The following is a 14,427-nucleotide window of genomic DNA, read 5'->3' as shown; positions in this document are numbered from 1 at the left end:
TTCCCGCATCGAGGACTTCACTTCAGCTCTCTACGGCTCTCTAGCTTCCCCTCTAGAAAGCCGTAGAGAGGTCGATGGCGTGCCGCTCAGACCGGCTGGGCACGCAGGAACCTCCCGAAATGGGGGACGGTGAACCCGATCACGCCGCGCTCGGCGCTGTAGATCAGGCCCTTCTTGATCAGGCTGTCGCGGGCCGGGGACAGGCTCGACGGCTTGCGGCCGAGCGCCTCGGCCACCTCGGCCGTCGGCACCGGGTCGTCGCCGAGCTGGGCCATCGCGTGCATGTAGTCGCGCTCCGCCGGGGTGGCCCGTTCGTAGCGGCTGCCGAAGAAGCCGACGGCGAGCTCCTCCTCCGCCTCAGGCGCGGACACCTTGATGTCCTCGGCGGTGATCGGGCTGCGGGGCGCGAGGTCCCAGGCGACCTTCCCGTAGGCCTGGACGAAGTAGGGGTAGCCGTCGGCCGCCTCGTACAACGCGTCGAGCGCGTCGGGCGTGAACTCCACGTCCTCGCGGCCGGCCGGGACGATCAGCGCCAGGTCGGCGGCGTCGCGGTCGAGCCGGTCGATGCGGGCGTACCGGAACAGCCGCTCGGAGTAGCTCTTGCTCGCCGACAGCACGCTCGGCAGGTGCGGCAGGCCGGCGCCGACGACGATCAGCGGGCCGCCGCTCTGCGACAGCTCGTGGCAGGCCGCGCAGAGGGCCGAGACGTCCGGCGCCTGCACGTCCTGCATCTCGTCGATGAACAGCGCGATGCCGACGCCGAGGTCGGTCGCCACGCCCGCCGCGTCGACGAACAGCTCGGTCAGGTCGATCTCCAGGTCACCGGAGTCGGCCCGGCCGCGGGCGGCCGGAACGTCGATGCCGGGCGACCAGTGGGACGTGCCCTTCGCGGCGGCGGGATCGCGCATGGCGAACGCCTTGAGCACGCCGAGGAACTCCTCGATGCGCTCGGGGGCACGATGCCGGGGTGCGAGCTCCCTGATGGCCATGTGCATCGCGGCGGCCACCGGGCGGCGGATCGACTGGTCGGGCCTGGCCTCGATCTTCCCGGTGCCCCACAGCCGCTGCATGGCCATGGACTTGAAGGTGTTGAGCAGGACCGTCTTGCCCACGCCGCGCAGACCGGTGAGGACCATGCTCCGCTCCGGGCGGCCCCGGGCCACCCGTTCCAGCACGACCTCGAACTGCTGGAGCTCGCGATCGCGTCCGGCGAGCTCCGGGGGGCGCTGTCCGGCACCGGGGGCGTAGGGGTTGCGCACGGGGTCCACGCTCTCGGACTTTATGACGGGATATAGCGGCCGTCGTAGATTTCCGTAGAAAGCGCTACGGCGTGTCGCCCGGCGCGGCCCCGGCACGCACCGCACGGCGGCGGGCGGAGCCTGGGCCGGCACGACCGGGACGACGACGGGCGGAGCCGGGGACGGTACGCCGCGATCGAACACCGCCGGGCCGGCGAGGCCGGAAGCGGGAGTGGGAGCGGGGACGGCGGACACCGTCGGCACAGCCATCGCACACTCCTCACCTGCCGGGACTCGACCGAACCCGTGTTCGATCCGATGCCCAAGACTGTAGCGCCTCATCGAACATGTGCGCGAGCGTTCGGCGAAAAAGCTCCGCCAAACACCGTCGTCCGGCAGCTCCAGTCAGCTCGGCGGCTCCAGCCGTGCGGGCTCTCAGTCTTCGAGGGCGGCGAGGTCCTCCGGCGTCAGGCGGATCCGTCCCGCCCCCATGTTCTCCTCCAGGTGATCGAGGACCCCCGTACCGGGGATCGCGAGCAGCGCGGGCGAGGTCGCCAGCAGCCACGCGAGCGCGATCTGCGCGGCGGTGGCGCCGTGGCGCTCCATGACCGCCGCCAGACGCGTCTGGTCGATGGGCCGCCACCCGCCGCCGAGCGGGAAGAAGGGCACGAAGGCGATGCCGTCCTTCTCGCAGCGGGCCAGCAGCTCGGCGTCGCCCCGGTCCTGCACGTGGAAGCTGTTCTGCACGGCGGCCACCGGCGCGATGGCCAGGGCCTCGTCGAGCTGGGCGGCGTCGACGTTGCTGACGCCGAGGTGCCGGATCAGCCCCTCCTCGCGCAGCTCGGCCAGGGCCGCGAACCGGTCGGAGATCGAGGCGCCGCCCGGGGCGCCCATGCCGCCGACCCGCAGGTACACGAGGTCGAGCCGTTCCACGCCGAGGGTGCGCAGGTTGTCCTCCACCAGCCCGCGCAGCCCGCCCGGACCGGCCTCGCCGGTCGGCATCCCGGTGTCGTCGAGCAGCGGGCCTACCTTGGTCGCGATCACCAGGCCGTCCGCGTACGGCGCGAGCGCCCGGCGGATCAGGTCGTTGGCGGCGACGCCCCCGCGCCGGTAGAACCATGCCGTGTCGATGTGGTCCACGCCGAGTTCGACGGCGCGGCGGAGCACGGCGACGCCCGTCTCGGGGTCGCGGACGGCGCCGTCGAAGGTGCCGACGGGCAGCCGCATGGCCCCGAAGCCGAGCCGGTGAACGGGCAGGTCGCCGCCGAGGAGGAACTCGCCGCCGAGCGCGGCGTTCGTGTCAGTCGTCATGCCGTCAGCCTCGCGCGGCCGGGGGCGGCGGCCAACGCGGTGGCAGCAAGCTGCCAGCCTCCGGCCAAGCTCATAGAGGGTCATAATGGGCGAATGACAGCCGAACAGGTCATCACCGTCCGCGGCGACGCGGAGCTCGTGGCCCGGGCCGGTCATCTGTTCACCGGCGTACGGCACGAGTTCGTGTGCGCGGCCCGCGACCTCGCCACCTGGTCGCAGCCCGGGGCGCGGCACTCCATGATCGGGCAGATGCCCGGCCCCGGCGCCTCCGGCCTGGCCGTCAGGAAGCTCTACACCCCTGTCGCCCTCGTCGACGAGGCCTCGCGGACGCACCTGCGCGAGGCCGTGGCCAGGGGAATCGAGGTGCGGATCAGCTCCACCCCGCTGCCGCACGAGACGATCGTCATCGACCGGCGCGTGATGATCCTCGCGGGACGGGACCAACCCGGCCCCCGCGAGTACACCGTCACCACCTCGCCCACCCTGGTGAGCGGCGTGTACGCCCTCTTCACGGCCGCCTGGGACGCGGCCACCGAGCTGACCGCCTACCTGCGCGGCGACGTGCCGCACCTCGACGAGGACAGCCGGGCCGTCCTGCGCGCGCTCGGCGCGGGGCACACCGACGAGACCGCGGCGCGGCACCTCGGCCTGTCGGTGCGTACGTACCGCAGGCGGGTCGCCGAGCTCATGGAGGCGCTGGACGCCGGCTCGCGCTTCCAGGCCGGGCTCCGCGCGGGCGAGCTCGGGCTCACCGGATAGACGTGCGCGCTCAGCGGGGCAGGTGCGGGAGCACGAGCGCCGCGGCGGCGGCCAGGGCGATCAGCCCCAGGTAGGCGAGGACGAGCCGGGTGTCGCGGAGATAGCACTTGCTCTTCGTGAGCCCCGCGCGGCGGGCCCGCCAGTATCCGGCGACGCCCAGGACGGCGAAGGCCAGCACCGCCCACGCTCCGAACAGCCAGGCGAGCAGCGCCACCGTGGCGTAGACGCACAGCTTCAGCGGATCGTACGGCTGCCCCGGCCCGTCCGCCGGAGCCTGGCCGTCCCCCGGAGCCTGGCCGGGCGTACGGCCGTGGGCGGCGAGGGCCTGCTCGTAGGCGACGCCGGTGGGGTGGTCGTCCGGCCGGTCGCCCGCCTGCGGCCCGGCGCCGGGGTTCACGCCGGCCCCGCGGCGCGGCGGCTCACGTGATCTCCACGAGCGGCAGCCGTACGCCGGGGTCGGCGGAGGCGACCGCCGACAGGCGCTGGCGTGCGAGCGCCGGCCAGGCCTGGACCGCGCAGAACGGCGCGCACTGGTCCTGGTCGGAGCGGGTGCCGACGTGTACGCAGCACTGGGTCAGGCGTTCCTCCAGCATGGTGGACATGTCCATGAAGGGCTTGATCGTGATCCGGACGACCCGTTCGCCGAGCAGCTTGCGCAGGCGCCGTTGCCTGCCGGGCAGCACCGACGACGCGAGCGTCAGCAGGGTCGTCAGCCCGAGGTCGCAGTTCTCGCAGATGTCGCGCCAGAGCTTCCCGATCTCGGGGTGGGACAGCGACGACTGCTCCGACAACAGGCCGAGCAGCGACTCCTGCACGGCCATGCGAAGCTGGCGGGGGATCTCCGAATCGACGATCCGGTTCGAGACCAGGCCGAGGTTCTCCTTGAGGTGCTCGTGGCCGATCAGGGCCGTGAGCGAGCGCCACCGGTCGGCGTCGTCCCTGACCATGTAGCCGACCGAGCAGCAGTGCGGATGCGAGCAGGGCAGCGCCGTGAGGTCGCGCCAGGTGACCAGGCCGTCGGTCTGGGGGCCGAGGCGCTTCAGCACGCCGGTGTGGGTGAGCCGGTCCATGGGATCGATCACGCCGGACCGTCCCGAGCCGAACTGCGGCTGGATCGACACGCCGCCGACGTAGGGCGTGTCGAGGGCCAGGCGCACCACGTCGCCGATCTCGCCGTCGTTGACGCCGAGCGCGACCGTCATCACCAGGGTCGTGAAGATCTCCCGCTCCGACAGCCGGCGCAGCGCCTCCGCCTTCTGCCGCCGCAGGTCACCGCCCCGGTGGTGCCGGGACGCCTCGGCGGACACGCCGTCGTACTGCAGGTAGACCTCGACGCGCTCGCGGTGCTCGGTGAGCAGGTCGAGCAGGGCGTCGTCCCTGGCCACCAGGAGGCCGTTCGTGTTGACGAGGATGCGGGTGACGGGCCGCGCCACCAGTTCGGCGAGCAACTCGGGCAGATCGGGGTGCAGCGTCGGCTCGCCGCCGCTGAGCATGAGCACGTCGATCCGGCCGTTCTCCCGGGACAGCCGCTGGTCGACGTTGGCGAGTATCTCCCGGACCGGGACGACTCCCCGCAGGTCGGGCGAGGACTCGGTGAAGCAGGTCGGGCAGCGCAGGTTGCACGCCTCCGCAACGTCCTCCAGGAGGATGCACGTGTGCTGCGTCTGCATCTCCGGCAGACCCCGCAGGTACGCCTCCGGGATCGGGTCGAAGTTGCCCGCGACGTCGGGCAGGTGGGCCTTGGTGGGAGCGGTCCACTCCTCAAGGTAGGCGAGGATCTCCGGGTCCTCGTCGTACAGGGTCCTGACCATGCCGTGTGCCCGGCAGCCGCGCTCCAGGTAGACACGGCCGTCACGGGCGGCGAGCCAGCCGGACAGCCGCGGCACCTCCGCCAGCGGGCGGTCCGGCCGCTCCTCGTGACAGAGGGGGCAGAACGCGTTGACGTAGCGGAGGATCCGGTCTCCGCGCAGCGGCATCCCCATGGTCACAGTCCGCCGTTCGTGTAGAGCGAGGTGTTGACGCCGGTGCAGAAACCGGCGCTGAGGATCGTCACGAGCGCCCACCCGATCATCAGGCCGAGACCGAGCCCCCGTGACCACGGCTGCCGGTGGCGGATCAACAGCGTCCCGCCGCCGAAGACGATCGCGGCCAGGATCACGGCCCCGCCCACGACCGCCAGCTCCTTGTGAGAGCCGAGGCCGTCGGCGGCGGCCAGGGTGGCGACGGCGAGGACCGCGTTGACGATCACTTCGAGCACGACCCCCGCGAACGTCAGCGCGACGACCACACCGGTGGTGTTCTCCTGCCGCGCCGGCGGTGGCGGCCACGCGTAGGGCGCCCCGCCGCCCGGACCGTACGGCCCACCGGGACCGGAACCACCGCCCAGGCCATATGGCCCTCCAGGACCAGGCGCGCCACCCTGCGCCTGGCCGGGCGGTGGAGGCTGGTTGGGGGGTGGGGGCTGATTCGGCGGTGGTGGCTGGTTGGGGGGCGGGGGTTGGTTCGGGGGTGGGGGTGGGGGTGGGTCGCCAGGACTGGGGTCCTGGGGCCGCTCGGGCGGCTCGGGGGGTGTGCTCATCTGTCCTCCTCGCCGGCGGGCGAAAGCCGTACTCCTGTTAAGAGCGGCCGCTCACCCCGCCCTGGGAGCAGCCTGTCGTAGAACCCCTTGCGATAGCCATACGTCAGCCGGACGGCGAGCAGCGCCAGGCCCGGCATCAGGAACCACTGCGGGCGGGTCAGGTCGAGCCAGACCGTCTCGTTCGCCCTGGTGAACTCGACCAGGAACCGGAACACGGCGTACGCGCCCAGATAGAGGGTGAACAGCTCGCCCGGCCGGTCGACACGGCCGCGTGCCCACATCAGCGCGCCGAAGGCGGCGAGCTGGAAGACGACCTCGTAGAGGAACGAGGGGTGCATGGCCTGCCCGGCCAGGCATCCGGGGCATTCGGGGACGGTCGCGGGCGCGTGGACGCCCCAGGGCAGAGTGGTGGGGCGGCCGGGGGCCTCGGTGAGGAAGCAGCCGAGGCGGCCGACGGCCATGCCGATCGCGACGGCGGGGGCGAAGAGATCGCCGGTCCGCTCCCGGTAGCCGATCAGCCGTTTCGCCACCAGCACGCCGACGTACGCGCCGGTCAGCCCGCCGAGGATGCTCCGGGCGCCGAACATCCACGCCTCGACGATCCCGGGGTTCAGCGCGGGGTCGAGGTGCTCGGCCCAGCCGGAGAGCCGCATGCCCACCGCTCCGCCGACGAGCGCGCCGGTGACCGCCACCAGCGACTCCTCCCGGAGCGCTCCCCTGCGTCGTGCCTCCAGGACGAACACCACACTGGCGAGGACCACGCCGAGACCCACGAAGAAAGCGTGGGCCGGCACGCTCACCCCGCCGAAGCGCAGTTCCTCGATCACGGACGCCACCCTAGTGCGCTGTCCGCCAACGTTCATCGGGGTGGAGGGAGCGGAGCGGAAGGGAGCGAGGACCGCAGCGAAGGCCCAGCGAAGCGGGCTTCGCGAGGACCGGAGCTTCCTTCCGGCGCAGTGACCGACCCTGCCAAGTTCGTGGACACCTCACTAGCGGCGGGCTTCCGACGTTTCTGATCCACGGTTTCCGAGCCGGGCCGGGAAGGCGGGTGCGTGTTCTGGGGCTGGTTATCCACAGGTTGTGTACAGCCGTCGGCGCATCCTGCGGACGCGGGTACTCTGCGCCTATGGGCTTCTTAAAGAACCGCAGGTCAGCGGTGATGATAGCGACGCTGGTGGGCGTGACCGGCTGTGGCGGCGCGGCAGGCCCCGAGGCCGGAGGCGCCGCCTCCGCACCCGCCCGGACGTCGATGCCCGCCGCCGTCACGTCACCGGCGGCGTCCCTCTCCCCGGTGGCCGCCACGCCCGTGTCCACCGACCCCGTGTCCGCGACGCCCTCGGCCACTCCGACCCCGTCCGCTCCGGAGGACGGCGGCACACCGAGCCCGAGCGGCCCGCCCGCCTTCTCCTCGAAAATCGAGAAGGTCTCCCGGGACGAGTTGCGGCACTCATGGCGGCCCGGCTGCCCGGTGGCGCCGAGCGGCCTGCGGAAGATCACGATGACCTACTGGGGCTTCGACGACAAGGCGCACACCGGCACGCTCGTCGTCAACAAATCGGTGGCCGAGGACGTCGCGTCGGTCTTCGGGAAGCTGTACGACATGCGTTATCCCATCCGGCGGATGGAGCCCGTCGACGTCTACAAGGGCAGCGACTTCGACTCCATCGAGGTGGACAACACCTCGGCCTTCAACTGCCGCAACGCCACGGGATCGGGCAGTTGGTCCAACCACGCGTACGGGCTGGCGGTGGACCTGAACCCGCGCGAGAACCCGTACGTGGAGGCGGACGGGAGCAACGCGCACCGCAACGCGGACGCGTTCGTGGACAGACCGCTGAAGAAGCCCGGTGTGATCAACAGGGGTGACCGCGTGGTGCGCGCCTTCGCGAGCATCGGCTGGGGCTGGGGCGGCACCTGGTCGGGCGCCCGGGACTACCAGCACTTCTCCGTCAACGGCCGCTGACGGCACCGACGATCGACGGGGATGAGCTGGGGTGGGTGGCGGAGCGAGGGGTGGAGGACAACGCCCGCTTCTCCGGCCGCAGAAGCGGGCGTCTCTCCAGATATGACATCTCCTGATTCTCCGGATAAAGGGGAATCACGAGTGAGGGCTCAAACGCTAACGGGCCACGGACTCCGGCTTGGGAAGGATCGCTTACCACTTAATAACGATCGGCCTACGACGCCGTCACGCTGTGGCGATCATACGCGCCCGACCGGTCGACTGCTTGTTCTCAACGGCGAGACAGGAGAGACATGTCCACCTGGCAGCAATCTGCGCCTTTGCCCCCTCTGTGGCCTCCTGACCGGTTCGAGGTCCGTTCCGCCCGGCCGGTTCCCGGCGGTGGCCGCGCGGCCGACCGCTACCACTTCCCGCGCAGGGCCCACGAGGCCGCCATACGCCTTCGCGGTCTCCGCTTCGCCACGCAGATCCAGGTGATCCGCCTCGCCGACGGCGTGACCCTCTTCGACCTGTCCGCCGGGGTGGAGGTGCCCGTCGACCACTGGTGACGCCGGATCGACAGGCACGGGCACACGACTCCGCACCAGGGCGACCGGGGGCTCTCCCAGGCCGCGTGCGACAAAATAAGAACATGGCGGCGATGGACGGCGACGGCTGGGCCCTGTGCTCGCTGGGACACCAGCACTGGGGGCTGCACGGCGCCGCCGGCCTGCTCGCCGTCCACCACACGCTTGACGGCATGCCGTACGTGCTGCTGCAGAAGCGGGCCTGGTGGAGCCATCACGGCGGCACCTGGGGCCTGCCCGGCGGGGCCCGCGACAGTCACGAGGACGCCGTCACCGGCGCGCTGCGCGAGGCGCGGGAAGAGGCGGCCCTCCGCGCCGATCTCGTCCGGGTACGCGGACTCTACGTCGACGACCACGGCGGCTGGTCGTTCCAGACAGTGATCGCGGAGGCGGACGGGCTGCTCGACGCCGCGCCCGCGAACGGCGAAAGCCTCGACATGCGGTGGGTGGCCGCGGACGAGGTCACCGCCAGGCAGTTGCATCCGGGCTTCGCCGGCTCTTGGCCGCTGATCCGGGCCGCGCTTAGCCCGGTCGTGGTCGTCCTCGACATGGCCAACATCATCGGGGCGCGGGCCGAGCACGGCTGGTGGAAGGACCGCGCGGGCGCCGCGAACCGCCTGCTCAACGAGCTGATCGCACTGACCGTGCGGGGCGTGGGCGACATGCCGCAGGGCGTGCCGGCGCTCACGCGGTGGTTCCCCCGGATGTTCGCGGTGCTGGAGGGCGCCGCGGCCAAGGCCGCCGACCCCGGGCCGGTGAACGGGGACATGACGGTCGTACTGGCCGGGGGCAGCGGGGACGACGCGATCGTGGAGACGGTGCGCGGCGTGCGGCCGTGGGAGACGGCACTCGTCGTCACCGCCGACCGCGGGCTGCGCGAGCGGGTCACGGCACTCGACGCCCACGTCACCGGACCACGCTGGCTGCTCGGCCAGCTCTGACACTGCACAGTTCTGAGAGCGCACAGAGCTGAGACCGCACCGCCGTACGGCGCGGGCCGGCACGGCTGTGAGTCCGGGCCGGTACGGCGCCCGCCCGCACCGGCGACTGCGAGGGCGACGGCGGGCCAGTCGTCAGCCCTGCGCCAGAGAGAGAGAAATGAGCAAATCATCGTAAATCGTCCCATTTGGGCAGGATGAAGGGCGTGAATCCGTTCTTCCGCCGACTGGCCACCTCCTGGACGACGACTGCTCCGATCCTCGCCGTGATCGTGCTCGCCCTGGCGTGGGGCCGGACGATTCCTCCCCTCGTCGTCGGGATCGCGGCGGTCTTCCTGGCGGCCGCGGTGCTCGCGGCCGTGCATCACGCGGAGGTCATCGCGCACCGGGTCGGCGAACCGTTCGGGTCGCTGGTCCTCGCGGTGGCGGTGACGGTGATCGAGGTGGCGCTGATCATCAGTCTCACCGTGTCCGGCGGCCCGGCCGCGTCGTCGCTCGCCCGCGACACGGTGTTCGCCGCCGTGATGATCACCTGCAACGGCATCGTCGGCCTGTCGCTGCTGATGGCCGCGCTGCGGCGGCGGGTGGCGGTCTTCAACGCCGAGGGAACCGGTGCGGCCCTGGCCACCGTCGCCACTCTCGCGACGCTCAGCCTCGTGTTGCCCGCCTTCACCACGACCGTGTCGGGCCCCGCCTTCGCCCCCGCCCAGCTCGCGTTCGCCGCGTTCGCCTCGATCGCGTTGTACGGGCTGTTCGTCCTCACCCAGACGATCAGGCACCGCGAATACTTCCTGCCGGTCGAGACCACCGGTGAGCGCGGTGGCAGGCAGGGGACCAAGGGAGGCAAGCCCAGAAGCGAGGCGGAGCACGCGGCGTTCCCCACCAACCGCGCGGCCATGGTCAGCCTGGCGCTGCTGCTGGCGGCGCTCATCGCCGTGGTCGGGCTGGCGAAGATCGAGGCACCCGCCATCGAGACGGTCGTGCGTACGGCACGGCTCCCGCAGGCCGCGGTAGGCGTGGCGATCGCGCTGCTGGTGCTGCTCCCGGAGACCCTCGCCGCCGTACGCGCGGCGCGGCGGGCCCGGGTCCAGGTCAGCCTGAACCTGGCGTTCGGTTCGGCCATGGCGAGCATCGGCCTGACCATCCCGACGATCGCGGCGGCGTCGCTGTGGCTGGAGGGGCCGCTGCTGCTCGGGCTCGGCCCGACGCACATCGTGCTGCTCGGCCTCACCGTCGTCGTGGCCACCCTGACCGTGGTGCCCGGCCGGGCCACCCTGCTGCAGGCCGGAGTGCACCTCACGTTGTTCGCCGCGTTCCTGCTCCTCGCCGTCAGCCCGTGAGCGAGCCCCGCGCCGCATAAACCCGATGCGTGGCAGATCGGCGGAGGCATAAGGTGCGGGGCATGACCTGGCGACATTGACGCTCACCCGAACGGGCCCTCGCGGCCCGGCTGTACGTCTACGCGTTCCTTGAGGACTTCATCGTCCTCTATCCGGTGTACGCCCTGCTGTTCGCCGAGAACGGGCTGTCGCCCGCCCAGATCTCCTCGCTGTTCGTGATCTGGTCCGTCACCGGCTTCGTGCTGGAGATCCCGTCCGGTGTCTGGGCCGACCTCGTCTCGCGCCGGGCGCTGCTCACCGCCGCGCCTCTCCTCACGGGCGCGGGGTACGCCCTGTGGACGTTCGTCCCCTCCTACTGGTCGTTCGCGCTGGGCTTCGTGCTGTGGGGCGCGGGGGGCTCGCTGCGCTCGGGCACCGTCCAGGCCCTGGTGTACGAGGAACTCGGGCGATGTGGCAGGCCGGACCGCTACCCGGTGCTGGTCGGCCGGTCGGCCGCCATCGGCACCACGGCCGTCGCGGCCGCCAGTGCGCTCGCGGCACCCGTGCTCGCCGCGGGCGGTCTCCGCGCGGTGGGTCTGGCCAGTGTTCTGGTGACACCGCTCTGCGCCGCCGTGGCGCTGACGTTCCCCGAGTCGCGCCGTCACCGCGAGATCCCCCACCTGACGAACCCTCTCGCCGTCCTGCGGGAGGGCCTCGCCCAGGTGCGCGAGGGGCCGGCGATCCGCCGCGCGATCACGGTCCTGTCGGTGATGTCGGTCATCGGGGCGATGGAGGAGTACGTGCCCCTGCTCGCCCAGGCCACCGGGGTGTCCGCCGGGACGGTGCCGCTGCTTGTACTGCTGGTGAGCGTCGGCGGCATGGCCGGCGGGTGGTTCGCCGGCCGCGGGCAGGGCGCGCTCGCACCGGCCCTGGTGCTCGCCGCCGTCTGCCTGGCCGCCGGGGCCGCGGGAGTCGCGGCGCGCCACCCCGCGGCGGTCACGCTGGTGGCCGTCGCCTTCGGCCTGGTCCAGTGGGCCTCGGCGACGCTGGACGCGCGACTCCAGGACGAGATCTCGGGCGGCGCGCGGGCCACCGTCACCTCGATGGCCGGAGTCGGCGTCGAGATCGTCTCCCTGACGGTCTACGGCGGTTACGCCGCCGGATCGGTGTGGGCCGGCCCCGGGCCGCTCTTCGCGGTCGCCGCCGTGCCCTATCTGGTGATCGCCTTCGCTGTACGCCGTCCCGAGCGCGAGTGAGGGCGCGCCGCGCGCTCAGCCGTACGGCGGGCCGGTGCCCCGGCCGGGACCGGTCACCGGGCGGTGCGGGCGCAGGCCGGCCTGCCGTACGGGCAGGCGGTAGGTCTCGCCGCGCATGAGGTAGTGCACGAGGTGGGACAGCCCCGCCCGGCGGACATGCTGCTGGAAGTCCTTGAGCGGCGAGGCGAACGCCTCGTAGTCGTCGTAGTGCACGGGCAGGGCCGACTCCGGCTGCATCAGCCTCAGCCACTCCGCGCCCTGGTGACCGTCCATCGTCACGGTGACGCCGAGGATCCGGGTGCCGCCGAGGTGCACGACGCCCACGTCGATGTCGGGGAAGCGGCGCGGTATCTCGGCCAGGCACGGGTCCATGATCGTGTCACCGCTGATGTGCATACGCAGGTCCACCTCCCCGGCGTGGGCGAAGTCGAGCACGCTGCCCATGACCGGCGGCATCAGCCTCTCGGCCGGGCCCGGGGCATGCCGCGCGGGTGTGGCGGTGACCGTCAGCGTGGCGTCGTGGCGGCGCACGAAGTGGTACTCCCAGGGGTCCAGGGCGACGGCCCGGTGGAACCCCTGGCGCCTCAGCCGGTGCGCCGCGTGGCGGGTGGTGACGATCGGCAGGTCCTTGTCGAGGCCGTGGCGGGCGATGTCGTCCCAGTGGTCGCCGTGCATGTGCGACAGGACGACCAGGTCCACGGGTGGCAGCTCCGTGACCCCCATCGCGGGCTCGGTACGGCGGCGGGTGCGCAGGCCGTAGCCGAGACGGGCCCACTGCCCCCGGTGCAGGAAGTTCGGATCCGTCAGCAGGGTGAACCCGTGAGATCTGATGATCATGGTGGCGTTGCCCACGAAGAACACGGTCGCGTCCGCTGGATCGGGCATGGTGTCTCCCCTCTCCCAGGACTTCAGGCTACGTAAACCACCACAAATCACCCGAAAGTGGGGGGTGGTTGCCGGGCCGTGTGACGTACGGACGAGCCTGCGGATCTACGACATCGAGACCGGGCGGACGGCGACCGAGAAGACCCTGATCGAGCCGGGAAACGAGTCGCGGGTGCTCAACCTCGCGGCGATCTCACGGGAGTGACCCTCTGGCCGGGAAGACCCGCCGAGGGGCGGACGCCGTAACTCCCCAAAAGGCCCTTCAGTGCTGACGGGTGTGGCAAGTAACATGTTCGCCCAACGGGATCACCGGTGATCACGGACCGATGCTCCCGCGCCGCGGGTGGTCGGCAGGCTGCTCGTCAATCGCGGGAGGTCGGGTGTCCGCTCTGCGGCGTGAATCGTGGGTGCCGGTCGCCCTCGCCTACGCCACCTTCGTCCTGGTCGGCCTGAGCGCGGGCGTCGGGGGGGTGCTGCTGCCCGCGCAGATCGACGACTACGGCTTGGACAAGGCCACCGTCGGCACCCAGTTCTTCACCTTCTCGGCCGGGTTCATGCTGGCGGGGTCGACCGCCGGCTGGCTCATCCACCGCTTCGGGGTGCGCACCTCGCTCGTCATCGGCGGCGGCGTGTTCGCCCTGGCCGGCCTCTACACGGCCGTACGCCCGCCGTTCGCGGCCTTCGTGGCGGTGCAGATCCTGGCGGGGTACGGCACGGGCATCCTCGAATCGGTGCTCAACGCCTATCTCACCGAACGGCCCGGCGCGACGACGCTGCTCAACCGCCTGCACGCGTTCTTCGGCGTCGGCGCGCTGCTCGGGCCGCTGCTGGCCACCTGGATCCTGACCTTTCTGCCATGGACGGCCGTGTGGCTGGTCCTGGCCCTGGTGAGCCTGCCGCTGCTGGCCGGGTTCCGGCTGACCCTGCCCGCCCGCGAGATCCCGCCGCCCGCCGCGGACGGGGAGCATGCGGAGCGCCCCGGCCTGCTGACCGCCGTCATACGGCAGCCCGCCGTCCTGCTGGGCGCCGTGTTCCTGGCCGTGTACGTCGGCCTGGAGATCGGCGTGGGCAACTGGGGGTTCAGCTTCCTGGTGGAGGAGCACGGGCAGAGCGATCTGATCGCCGGATACACCGTCTCGGGCTACTGGCTCGGGCTCGCCCTCGGCCGCTTCCTCATCAGCCCGGCCGCCACCAGGCTCGGCATGACCGCGACCGGGATGACCTTCGTGTGCCTGGCCGGCATCACCGCGAGCGCGGTGCTGGCCTGGATCGCGCCGGGCCCCGCCGTGGCCGGCGTGAGCTTCGTGCTGCTCGGTTTCTGGCTCGGGCCCGTGTTCCCCACGACGATGGCCGTGGCGCCCCGGCTCACCGTGCCCCGGCTGGTGCCCACGGCGATCGGGCTGCTGAACGGCGTGTCGGTGGTCGGCGGGGCCGTGTTCCCCTGGCTGGCCGGAGCGATCGCGCAGGGCGTGGGGGTCTGGACGCTGCCGCCCTTCGCCGTGGTGCTGGCCCTGGCGCTGCTCCTCGTCTGGTGGCTCGTGGCGAGCCGCATGACCCCGGTCTCCCGCCCCGCCGGTTCGCCACGCGCCGAGGATCAAGCCGGGATATAGGGTC

General features: G+C 71.9%; 15 protein-coding genes. 8 read left to right on the top strand and 7 right to left on the bottom strand.

Going from position 1 to position 14,427, the window contains the following annotated elements; translation table 11 throughout:
• Positions 1-86 precede the first annotated feature (86 nt).
• Together F5972_RS13485 and F5972_RS13480 are read right to left on the bottom strand one after the other, a co-directional pair.
• Positions 87-1,268 carry an ATP-binding protein gene (locus F5972_RS13485; RefSeq protein WP_117408895.1) on the bottom strand — a complete coding sequence of 394 codons (1,182 nt, stop codon included), beginning with the start codon at positions 1,266-1,268 and terminating at the stop codon, positions 87-89.
• Positions 1,269-1,673: 405 nt separating this feature from the next.
• Positions 1,674-2,549, bottom strand: a complete 876-nt coding sequence (locus tag F5972_RS13480) for an aldo/keto reductase (protein WP_150933788.1) — start codon at positions 2,547-2,549, stop codon at positions 1,674-1,676.
• 93 nt (positions 2,550-2,642) lie between these two features.
• On the opposite strand from F5972_RS13480, the gene F5972_RS13475 reads away from it, so the two are divergent.
• Positions 2,643-3,308: a helix-turn-helix domain-containing protein gene (locus tag F5972_RS13475; protein WP_150933787.1), complete on the top strand. Its 666-nt coding sequence runs from the start codon at positions 2,643-2,645 to the stop codon at positions 3,306-3,308.
• A gap of 10 nt (positions 3,309-3,318) precedes the next feature.
• On the opposite strand, the gene F5972_RS38095 is transcribed toward F5972_RS13475, so the two are convergent.
• The 4 genes from F5972_RS38095 to F5972_RS13455 all read right to left on the bottom strand — a co-directional run bounded on the left by F5972_RS38095 (position 3,319) and on the right by F5972_RS13455 (position 6,713).
• A complete protein-coding gene (locus tag F5972_RS38095; RefSeq protein ID WP_225311439.1) occupies positions 3,319-3,705 on the bottom strand; it encodes a hypothetical protein in 387 nt (128 codons plus the stop codon).
• Between the two features lie 22 nt (positions 3,706-3,727).
• Positions 3,728-5,290 carry a radical SAM protein gene (locus F5972_RS13465; protein WP_225311438.1) on the bottom strand — a complete coding sequence of 521 codons (1,563 nt, stop codon included), beginning with the start codon at positions 5,288-5,290 and terminating at the stop codon, positions 3,728-3,730.
• Positions 5,291-5,292: 2 nt separating this feature from the next.
• Positions 5,293-5,595, bottom strand: coding sequence for a hypothetical protein (locus tag F5972_RS13460; protein ID WP_150933785.1), 303 nt, complete (start codon positions 5,593-5,595; stop codon positions 5,293-5,295).
• A 287-nt stretch (positions 5,596-5,882) separates the two neighbouring features.
• The gene (locus F5972_RS13455) at positions 5,883-6,713 is read right to left on the bottom strand and encodes a prolipoprotein diacylglyceryl transferase (protein ID WP_225311437.1); all 831 of its coding nucleotides are present in this window, start codon (positions 6,711-6,713) and stop codon (positions 5,883-5,885) included.
• A gap of 299 nt (positions 6,714-7,012) precedes the next feature.
• Here F5972_RS13455 and F5972_RS13450 point away from each other — a divergent pair, with 299 nt between their 5' ends.
• The 5 genes from F5972_RS13450 to F5972_RS13430 all read left to right on the top strand — a co-directional run bounded on the left by F5972_RS13450 (position 7,013) and on the right by F5972_RS13430 (position 11,928).
• Positions 7,013-7,849, top strand: a complete 837-nt coding sequence (locus F5972_RS13450; RefSeq protein ID WP_150933783.1) for a M15 family metallopeptidase — start codon at positions 7,013-7,015, stop codon at positions 7,847-7,849.
• Positions 7,850-8,169: 320 nt separating this feature from the next.
• Positions 8,170-8,397, top strand: coding sequence for a hypothetical protein (locus F5972_RS13445; RefSeq protein WP_150933782.1), 228 nt, complete (start codon positions 8,170-8,172; stop codon positions 8,395-8,397).
• Positions 8,398-8,480: 83 nt separating this feature from the next.
• On the top strand, positions 8,481-9,356 hold the full coding sequence (locus F5972_RS13440; protein WP_150933781.1) for an NUDIX hydrolase: 876 nt from the start codon (positions 8,481-8,483) through the stop codon (positions 9,354-9,356).
• A gap of 203 nt (positions 9,357-9,559) precedes the next feature.
• On the top strand, positions 9,560-10,693 hold the full coding sequence (locus F5972_RS13435) for a calcium:proton antiporter (RefSeq protein ID WP_225311436.1): 1,134 nt from the start codon (positions 9,560-9,562) through the stop codon (positions 10,691-10,693).
• A gap of 110 nt (positions 10,694-10,803) precedes the next feature.
• Positions 10,804-11,928: an MFS transporter gene (locus tag F5972_RS13430; RefSeq protein ID WP_404803055.1), complete on the top strand. Its 1,125-nt coding sequence runs from the start codon at positions 10,804-10,806 to the stop codon at positions 11,926-11,928.
• 15 nt (positions 11,929-11,943) lie between these two features.
• On the opposite strand, the gene F5972_RS13425 is transcribed toward F5972_RS13430, so the two are convergent.
• A complete protein-coding gene (locus F5972_RS13425) occupies positions 11,944-12,813 on the bottom strand; it encodes an MBL fold metallo-hydrolase (RefSeq protein WP_150933778.1) in 870 nt (289 codons plus the stop codon).
• Positions 12,814-12,877: 64 nt separating this feature from the next.
• Here F5972_RS13425 and F5972_RS37210 point away from each other — a divergent pair, with 64 nt between their 5' ends.
• Together F5972_RS37210 and F5972_RS13415 are read left to right on the top strand one after the other, a co-directional pair.
• Positions 12,878-13,018, top strand: coding sequence for a hypothetical protein (locus F5972_RS37210; RefSeq protein ID WP_191910092.1), 141 nt, complete (start codon positions 12,878-12,880; stop codon positions 13,016-13,018).
• Between the two features lie 175 nt (positions 13,019-13,193).
• Positions 13,194-14,423, top strand: coding sequence for an MFS transporter (locus tag F5972_RS13415; RefSeq protein WP_225311435.1), 1,230 nt, complete (start codon positions 13,194-13,196; stop codon positions 14,421-14,423).
• Positions 14,424-14,427: the final 4 nt, after the last annotated feature.

Source organism: Microbispora cellulosiformans (assembly GCF_008728085.1).
Lineage (GTDB): Bacteria > Actinomycetota > Actinomycetes > Streptosporangiales > Streptosporangiaceae > Microbispora > Microbispora amethystogenes.
This window is presented reverse-complemented; position numbering and strand designations above follow the sequence as displayed.